This window comes from Bradyrhizobium sp., from assembly GCF_035309285.1.
Lineage (GTDB): Bacteria > Pseudomonadota > Alphaproteobacteria > Rhizobiales > Xanthobacteraceae > Bradyrhizobium.
Genome location: NZ_DATGFH010000160.1, coordinates 20,899 through 28,076 on the forward strand (window position 1 = coordinate 20,899; position 7,178 = coordinate 28,076).

Genomic DNA, 7,178 nt, shown 5'->3' on the forward strand with positions numbered 1-7,178 from the left:
CTGGAAAGCGCGCACAGTTGAGTTGATATGGCTGACTACTACCCGCTGATCGCTCGCGCTATTGCCGGATTGGACCCCAGCGCCCCCGGCGAGAGCCGCCGCGCGCTCTATGAGCGGGCGCGGGCTGCGCTGATTTCCCAGTTGCGCAGCGTCCAGCCGCCGCTTTCCGAATCCGAGATCACGCGCGAGCGGCTGGCGCTGGAAGAAGCCGTGCGCAAGGTCGAATCGGAAGCCGCGCAGCGCGCCCGCGAAGCCCGCTCCGGCGGCGGCGCCGCGCGCGCTGGCGATGCCTTCCGCCGCTCCACTCCGCGTCCTGGTGACGCCACCGCGCCGTCTGGTGGGCAAGGTGGCGCTGCGCGGAGCCGTCCGTCCGCACCGCCTCCGCCGCCGCGCAACGACCGACCGCCATTTGGACAGGAAGACCGGCCGGCGGATCAGCGCCCGCCCCGCAATTCCGGACGAGCCGATGGCTCGTCGGCAGGTCCGCCCGCGCCGCCATCGCGGCAACCGCCCCCCGTCCCGCCGCAGCCGCAGGTCTCGATGCAGGAGCCGCAACTGCCGCCATCGCGCGACCGCGCAGGTCCCCCGTCGCTTCCCTCGCAGCGCCGCGGTCCCGATAACGGCGGGGCGCAGGCGCCGGGCGTGCGCGGTTTCCGCGATATCGCCGCCGATGCCGACGATCTCGGCCGTGCCGCCGCCCAGGCCAACCGCGCCGCGCGCCGGACCTATGCCAACGTGCCGTCGCCTTCGCCGGAGTTCGACCGCATCGAGCCAGATCTGGACGGCCGCGGTGCCGACGGCGATGCGCCCTATTCGTGGGACGATTCGATCGACGAGGCCGAGCGCTATAGCCCGCCGCCTCCTGTGCCGCGCACGCGGATCGGCTCCGATCGCGAGCGCGAGCCCAAGCGTGCCCGTGCCGGCGCGGTGTTTCCCTTCAAGAGCGCGATCGCCATCGGCATCGTTCTGATTTTGGTGGGCGCAGCGATTCTGTGGGGCAAGACCGTGATCTCCACCGTAAACGGGCTGTTCAAGTCCGCGCCGGTGATCGAGCAGCCGAAAGATGCCTCGAACCCGCTTAACAAGCCGAAGATCCCCGATCGCGTCGGCCAGCCGTCGTCGACGACCGAGGAGCCGGTGGCCCCGGTCGCGCAGCGCGTGGTGCTCTATGACGAGGATCCGTCCGATCCGAAGGGCAAGCAGTATGTCGGCTCGGTGGTCTGGCGCACTGAACCCATCAAGGCATCCGGCAACGAGAAGGCCGACATCGCCGTACGCGCCGACATCGACATTCCCGACCGCAAGTTCAAGATGACGATGTCGTTCCGCCGCAACACCGACACGTCGCTGCCGGCGAGCCACACCGCGGAGCTCACCTTCATCCTGCCGCCGGACTTCTCCGGCGGCGGCATCGCCAACGTACCCGGCATCCTGATGAAGTCCAACGAGCAGGCGCGCGGCACGCCGCTCGCGGGCCTTGCGGTGAAGGTCACCGACGGCTTCTTCCTGGTCGGGCTCTCCAACGTGGATGCCGACCGCTCGCGCAACATTCAGCTCCTGAAGGAACGGTCGTGGTTCGACGTGCCGCTGGTCTACACCAACCAGCGCCGCGCCATCATCGCGATCGAAAAGGGCCCACCGGGTGAGCGCGCCTTCAACGATGCGTTTGCGGCCTGGGGCGAATAGGGGCGAATAGCTTTCGATCATTTAATTGTTCAGCCTTCATGTGTGGCTGCTATAAATTGCCCGTCACCCGGAGGACGGAGGCATGAAGCGCTATCTGATTTTTGCCGCGGTCGGGCCGCTCCTGGGCGGGTTCTGGTTGTTGCTCACGACCACGACGATGTCGGGCTACTGGAGCAAGCCGCCGAATGCCGCCGAGGTTGGACGGCTGCTGACGGTTTTCGTGACGACGCTGCAGTACAGCTATCTCTTCGGCGTGTTGCCGGCGCTGATGATCGGCGCGGTCGAGGATATCCTGTTTCACGTCAAGCGGATCGGGGCGGCCTTGCGCATCCTGCTGGTCGGCGCGATCGCCTTCGTCGCGGCCGAATTGCTCTATGGCTCGCGCGGCCAGGATTCGGGAGTGTTTCAGTTCATCATGTACGGGCTCGTCGGCTTCATTCCCGCCACCGTCAGCGCCTATCTGGTGCATCGCTTTGCCGAGGAGCAGCCGCAACCAGCAGCTTCGGCATCGTCACATGAAAGCGGCGGGCAGAATGTGCCCGCCGGGTAAGTAGCGTTAGGTGATGGAAAAAAGTTAGCGGCCGTTGCCGCGGCAGCCGCCATAAGGGCCGATGTGGTAGCCACGCGGGCAGGCATGTGCGCCCGGGTTGGCGTAGTTGCGCAGGCAGCCGCCATAGGGGCCGCGGTGCCAGCCAATGCCGCAGCCGCCGGCGACCTGGATGACATTGGCATTCGGCGCCGTGGCGACGGGCGCCAGCGGCATCGCCTGTGCGCTGGCGATCGAACCGAGGAAAAAAGCAACCGCTGTCAGTTTCCGCATGATGTGGTCTCCTTGGGGTGAATAAACGATTGGCAAAGAGGGTCAGCGGGCGGCGAAGGCCATGCCGGCGCGGACCTCGCCGATGGCCTGGTCGATCAGAGCCAGCGCCCGCGCGCGATGGCCGCCCTTGTTCGGCGACGCCTTGACGAGCTCCGCGTGGGCGGATTGCAGCATGGTGACGGTCGCGGCCATATGCGGTTGCGCGCCGATCGCGTAACCGATGCCTACACTGCTGGCGATCACGGCGCCGAGCAGCAGCCTGCGTCCAAAATGAGTGCGCATCTCGTTCTCCTTGAAGGTCATTTTCCGGGACCGCGGTAATTCGCTCGCCAGGACCGACAGCCCTGATCCGATGCGGCGGACGTCGGCTGTCGGAGCGGATGGATAAGACGGCGTTACGTCGCCGTCTTGGACTGACTGGCGTGCAAGTCACGCGGATTTGGACTGTCCGGCGCTGGTTCAACGCGATCCGGCCTGCTAGCCTGCGGCTTTCAGCGTTCAAGCCCTATTCATGGCCGGCCTGCCAGGGTGGCCAGAGCTCCTGGACTGCAATGCCCATCATCCGGAAATCGCTCTCGACCAGCATCCTGCCGCGGGGACTTGACGACCGGCAGCGCTTCCTGCGGTTTGCCGAGCTGTTCGAGCATTTTTCCAATACCGGCGAGCTCGACCCGGCCGCCGACGTGCCGTTCCGCGCCGACATGAATTCCATCCATATCGGCACCACCATGCTCGGCCGCTGCGACGGCACCTTCACCACGGTGCGCCGCGAGCTCCGCCAGGTGCTCGAGACCAATGACGACCGCTACTGCCTGGTGCGCAACAAGGGCGCGCGCGCTTCGACCATCATCCATCGCGGCCGCGAGTTCACGCTGCGGCCGGGCTCGCTCGCGCTGCTCAAGCTCGACGAGCCGTTCTTCGCCGCCGACGGCACCAACCGTAAGCAGTTCACCAACGTACACCTGCCGACGGCGACGCTGCGCACGATGGTGACTGATGTCGAGAACCTGGTCGGGCGCGAGCTGGAGCCGGGCGGCGCGTTGTCGCTGGCGATGGATTACAGCGAGCTATTGCTGCAACATCCGGAAGCGGCCGATGAAGCCGGTATGGCGATCGCAAGCCACCTGCTTGATCTTGCAGCGATTGGGCTCGGCGTGCGCAGCGACCTGGCCGCCGCCGCGCAGCGCGGCGGTCTGCGCGCGGTGCGGCTCAAGGCGGTGCTGATGATCCTGGAGCAACGCTTTGCCGAGCCCGACTTCTCCGCGCAGAAGCTCGCGGCCGCAGCCGGCCTCTCCGAGCGTTATGTCAACGAGCTGTTGTACGAATCCGGCGCCAGCTTCACCACGCGGCTCAACGAATTGAGAATGCGCAAAGCTGCCGACCTGCTTGCGCGCAAGCAGGGCCGCATCAGCGATATCGCCTTCGAATGCGGCTTCAACGATCTCTCCTATTTCAATCGCTGCTTCCGCCGTCGCTTCGGGCTCACGCCGACCGCGGCCAGAGGATCATGAGGCGATTCATCGCATCGTCCAAGGTACATCCTAGATGAATGTCATCAGGAAGATCGTGTCGACCGAGATGCTGTCGCCGGGCCTCGATGAGCGCCGGCGGATCCGTCAATTTGCCGACCTGGTCAGGCACTTCTCCGACAGCGCGGATTTCGATCCCGCGATGGACGTGCAGTTTCGCGCTACGATGAATTCCCTCTATATCGGCTCGACCATCATCGGCAATTGCAACGGCACCTTCACGGGTGTGCGGCGCGAACGCAGCCATGTCCTGGCGAGCAAGGACGATCGCTATTGCCTGACGCGTAATGCCGGCAACCTCGACGGGCAAGTGGTTCATCTCGGCTCCGAGTTCAACCTGCGTCCGGGCGCGCTCACTCTGTTCAAGCTCGATGAGCCGTTCCACAGCGCGGAAAGATCAAGCCACACGCAATTCGGCTGTGTCTATTTGCCCGCAGCGGCGCTGCGGGCGATGGTGCCCGGCGTCGACGACATGGTCGGTCGCGAGCTCGAGCCGGGCGGTGCGTTGTCGCTCGCGATGGACTACGGCGACATGCTGATAAAACATCCGGATGCGGTCGACGAAGCCGGCATGGCGGCCGCTGCCCATCTTTTGGATCTCGCGGCGATCGGCCTCGGCGCCCGCGGCGACCTTGCAACCACGGCGCAGCGCGGCGGCTTGCGTGCGGTGCGGCTCAAGGCGGTGCTGATGATCCTGGAGCGGCGCTTCGCGGAGCCCGATTTCTCCGCGCAAAAACTCGCGTCGGCGGCGGGCCTCTCCGAGCGCTATGTCAATGAGCTGTTGTTTGAGGCCGGCGCCGGCTTCACCACGCGCCTCAATGAACTGCGAATGCGCAAGGCCGCCGAGCTGCTCGCGCGCGGGGACGGGCGCGTCAGTGACATCGCCTTCGAATGCGGCTTCAACGATCTCTCCTATTTCAACCGCAGTTTCCGCCGCCGGTTCGGGCTGACGCCAACGGCCGCGCGCGGCAAATGAGGCAACTTGCGTTGGCGCCGCGCGTCACCATCTGATGGCCATGGCAGACGACTACGCTTTTCGTGAACCAAAGGCAGACCGTGCGTCCCGCGCCAGTTTCGGCGCAGCCGAGGCGCGCGCGAAAATCATCGATCAGGAAGGGCGGGAAATCCCGCAGGCAACTACGCCGCCGTTTGGCGGACTTCATTTCGACTTCCGTTATTCGACCGCCAGTCCGTTCGGCCAGCTCACGCGGGAGCAGCGCCTGAGACGTCTCGAGGCGATCGCCAAGCTGCTCGATATCGCCTTCGTGCTGCCGGGCACCAATATCCGCTACGGCATCGACGGGATCATCGGCTTGATCCCGGTCATCGGCGATATCATCGCGACCGGATTGTCGCTGTGGGTGGTGCGCGAAGCCCGCGCACTCGGCGCGCCCTGGCATGTCACGGCGCGCATGCTCGCCAATGTCGCGTTCCAGGGCGTCGTCGGAACGGTGCCGGTCGCGGGCGACGCCATCGACGTGCTGTTCCGCGCCAATATGCGCAACGCCCGCTTGTTGCGGGCCTGGCTGGAAAAGCAGCCGCACTAGCGCGAGCAAGCTTCAAAAGAAAAACGCCCCCGGACCTTCGTCCGAGGGCGCATTGCACAAAACAAAAACCTTATGCGGCGTCCTTGTCGCTGGCGGCAGGCGCGGCCTCGATCTTGCGCGGACGGCGCGGCAGCGGGAACGCCTCGCTCTCATAAAGTGAACGGATGCCGCTCTGGTCGAAGCGGGCCTCCTCGACCTGCAAATAGGCGCCGTTCAGCGAATCCGCCGGCAATTCCTCGATCGCGAAGCGAACTGCTTCGGCCGCGGTGCCAAAACGCCGATAGGCGAATCCCGCCCGCTTCTTCTTGCGGATCGCGGCGGGGAAAAGTTCGGCGGCGGTGTTGAAGTTGAACGGACGCATAGGACGCATGGTCAAGGGCCTCATGTCTTATTGGCGCTAGCGCGAGCGGGTTGGGGGTCTAAGACGGCGGGAAAGCCGCAACCGGCGGCCGCCGTGCACGTCATTTCGACCCTTAATATAGGCCTGTTTGACAGAAATGCGAATCCCCTCGGATCAAAACGTGAATCTGGAACTGATTTCGAGTGAAGAAGATAAGTGTTTTATTTCAATAGCTTAATTGGTTCATATCTTGTTAAGCAGCACCAGAACCAGCACGACGACAAGAATAACGCCGAGCAGGCCGGTTCCGGAATGGCCCAAGCCGTAGCCGTGGCCGCCGAACCGGCCGCTGATGCTACCGAGCATCAAAACGATCAGGACGATGATCAGGATCATCCCCAACGACATGGCACCCTCCACGAGACACGGGCAGGCGGCGAAAAATCCGAATACCGCCGGCTCAGCAAAGCACATTCCTGGCCATCAGGGCCAGCGGGAAGGTGGCGCATGCGAACACTGCACTGCAGTGTTGCCTGAAGGCAACTTCTGGTTGTCGTCGCAATCGTGACCGGAGGAACCTCCGACCCAGGCAAACCCCGCGCGACCAGCCTTGATCGCGCGGGGGATCTTTGATCGCCCAGGATGCGAGGCGTCGTCTATTTGGCCTTCAGCTTCAGCGCCGCGGAGTTGATGCAATAGCGCAGGCCCGTTGGCCCTGGGCCATCGTTGAAGACATGGCCGAGGTGTCCCGAGCATTTCGAGCACAGTACCTCGGTGCGGATCATGCCGTGGGAAGAGTCATGCTTCTCGTCGACATTGCTGTCGACCACGGGGCTCGTGAAGCTCGGCCAGCCGCAGCCGGAATCGAACTTGGCATCGGACTCGAACAGCGTCTGCCCGCAGCCGGCGCAGACATAGGTCCCGGGCTTGGTCTCATATTCATACTCGCCCGAGAACGGGCGCTCGGTCGCCTTTTCGCGCAGGATCGCATATTGCATCGGCGTCAATTCCTTGCGCCACTCGGCTTCGCTCTTGACGACCTTGTCGGTGGTTTTGGTGTCGGACATGGATGCTCCCTTTGGGCGCGTGATCCGAAAAGATCACGCGCAAACAGCAGGCTAAAGCGCGATGATGATCATCACGCTTTAGAGAAGCCGCCCTCAGTTGGAAACGCTCGCGTTGGCCACCAGCGTCGGCTTCTCGATGTAGCTTTCCGCAAACAGCTTCTTGAGGTTCTCGACCTTGGGCAGGTCATT

The 7,178-nt window shown here is 64.3% G+C and carries 10 protein-coding genes and 1 pseudogene; 5 read left to right on the forward strand and 6 right to left on the reverse strand.

The annotated features are described in order from the left end of the window. Nucleotides 1–27: 27 nt before the first annotated feature. Both VKR55_RS28025 and VKR55_RS28030 read left to right on the forward strand, forming a co-directional pair. Nucleotides 28–1,686, forward strand: a complete 1,659-nt coding sequence (locus tag VKR55_RS28025) for a hypothetical protein (RefSeq protein WP_324408547.1) — start codon at nt 28–30, stop codon at nt 1,684–1,686. Nucleotides 1,687–1,768: 82 nt separating this feature from the next. Next, nucleotides 1,769–2,236, forward strand: a complete 468-nt coding sequence (locus VKR55_RS28030; protein ID WP_324408549.1) for a DUF5413 family protein — start codon at nt 1,769–1,771, stop codon at nt 2,234–2,236. Between the two features lie 24 nt (nt 2,237–2,260). Here the strand turns inward: VKR55_RS28030 and VKR55_RS28035 are convergent, their stop codons facing one another. After that, a complete protein-coding gene (locus VKR55_RS28035; protein ID WP_324408551.1) occupies nt 2,261–2,506 on the reverse strand; it encodes a GCG_CRPN prefix-to-repeats domain-containing protein in 246 nt (81 codons plus the stop codon). Nucleotides 2,507–2,548: 42 nt separating this feature from the next. After that, the gene (locus VKR55_RS28040) at nt 2,549–2,788 is read right to left on the reverse strand and encodes a hypothetical protein (RefSeq protein WP_324408552.1); all 240 of its coding nucleotides are present in this window, start codon (nt 2,786–2,788) and stop codon (nt 2,549–2,551) included. 269 nt (nt 2,789–3,057) lie between these two features. Between VKR55_RS28040 and VKR55_RS28045 the strand changes: the two genes are divergently transcribed. Genes VKR55_RS28045 through VKR55_RS28055 form a run of 3 tightly spaced genes read left to right on the forward strand, consistent with a single transcriptional unit; the run spans nt 3,058 to nt 5,582 of the window. Beyond that, nucleotides 3,058–4,017, forward strand: a complete 960-nt coding sequence (locus tag VKR55_RS28045) for an AraC family transcriptional regulator (protein ID WP_324408554.1) — start codon at nt 3,058–3,060, stop codon at nt 4,015–4,017. Between the two features lie 34 nt (nt 4,018–4,051). Further along, nucleotides 4,052–5,011 carry a helix-turn-helix transcriptional regulator gene (locus VKR55_RS28050; RefSeq protein WP_324408556.1) on the forward strand — a complete coding sequence of 320 codons (960 nt, stop codon included), beginning with the start codon at nt 4,052–4,054 and terminating at the stop codon, nt 5,009–5,011. A 34-nt stretch (nt 5,012–5,045) separates the two neighbouring features. Then, nucleotides 5,046–5,582 carry a DUF4112 domain-containing protein gene (locus VKR55_RS28055; protein WP_324408557.1) on the forward strand — a complete coding sequence of 179 codons (537 nt, stop codon included), beginning with the start codon at nt 5,046–5,048 and terminating at the stop codon, nt 5,580–5,582. 70 nt (nt 5,583–5,652) lie between these two features. On the opposite strand, the gene VKR55_RS28060 is transcribed toward VKR55_RS28055, so the two are convergent. The 4 genes and pseudogenes from VKR55_RS28060 to VKR55_RS28075 form a co-directional block, all read right to left on the reverse strand. Further along, entirely contained in the window at nt 5,653–5,952 is a 300-nt protein-coding gene (locus VKR55_RS28060) for a hypothetical protein (RefSeq protein WP_324408562.1), read from the reverse strand. Between the two features lie 213 nt (nt 5,953–6,165). After that, a complete protein-coding gene (locus tag VKR55_RS28065) occupies nt 6,166–6,330 on the reverse strand; it encodes a DUF3309 family protein (RefSeq protein ID WP_324408558.1) in 165 nt (54 codons plus the stop codon). A 248-nt stretch (nt 6,331–6,578) separates the two neighbouring features. Continuing rightward, the gene (gene msrB, locus VKR55_RS28070; protein ID WP_324408560.1) at nt 6,579–6,989 is read right to left on the reverse strand and encodes a peptide-methionine (R)-S-oxide reductase MsrB; all 411 of its coding nucleotides are present in this window, start codon (nt 6,987–6,989) and stop codon (nt 6,579–6,581) included. A 93-nt stretch (nt 6,990–7,082) separates the two neighbouring features. Next, nucleotides 7,083–7,178 (reverse strand): annotated as a pseudogene (locus tag VKR55_RS28075) (peptide-methionine (S)-S-oxide reductase MsrA); the annotation flags it as partial.

What these genes read in the sequence shown, in the direction of transcription:
- VKR55_RS28055 (WP_324408557.1), top strand. Translation starts at nt 5,046, where the DNA reads ATGGCCATGGCAGACGACTACGCTTTTCGTGAACCAAAGGCAGACCGT.
- VKR55_RS28040 (WP_324408552.1), bottom strand. Translation starts at nt 2,788, where the DNA reads ATGCGCACTCATTTTGGACGCAGGCTGCTGCTCGGCGCCGTGATCGCC.
- VKR55_RS28065 (WP_324408558.1), bottom strand. Translation starts at nt 6,330, where the DNA reads ATGTCGTTGGGGATGATCCTGATCATCGTCCTGATCGTTTTGATGCTC.
- VKR55_RS28025 (WP_324408547.1), top strand. Translation starts at nt 28, where the DNA reads ATGGCTGACTACTACCCGCTGATCGCTCGCGCTATTGCCGGATTGGAC.
- VKR55_RS28035 (WP_324408551.1), bottom strand. Translation starts at nt 2,506, where the DNA reads ATGCGGAAACTGACAGCGGTTGCTTTTTTCCTCGGTTCGATCGCCAGC.
- VKR55_RS28050 (WP_324408556.1), top strand. Translation starts at nt 4,052, where the DNA reads ATGAATGTCATCAGGAAGATCGTGTCGACCGAGATGCTGTCGCCGGGC.
- VKR55_RS28060 (WP_324408562.1), bottom strand. Translation starts at nt 5,952, where the DNA reads ATGCGTCCTATGCGTCCGTTCAACTTCAACACCGCCGCCGAACTTTTC.
- msrB (WP_324408560.1), bottom strand. Translation starts at nt 6,989, where the DNA reads ATGTCCGACACCAAAACCACCGACAAGGTCGTCAAGAGCGAAGCCGAG.
- VKR55_RS28030 (WP_324408549.1), top strand. Translation starts at nt 1,769, where the DNA reads ATGAAGCGCTATCTGATTTTTGCCGCGGTCGGGCCGCTCCTGGGCGGG.
- VKR55_RS28045 (WP_324408554.1), top strand. Translation starts at nt 3,058, where the DNA reads ATGCCCATCATCCGGAAATCGCTCTCGACCAGCATCCTGCCGCGGGGA.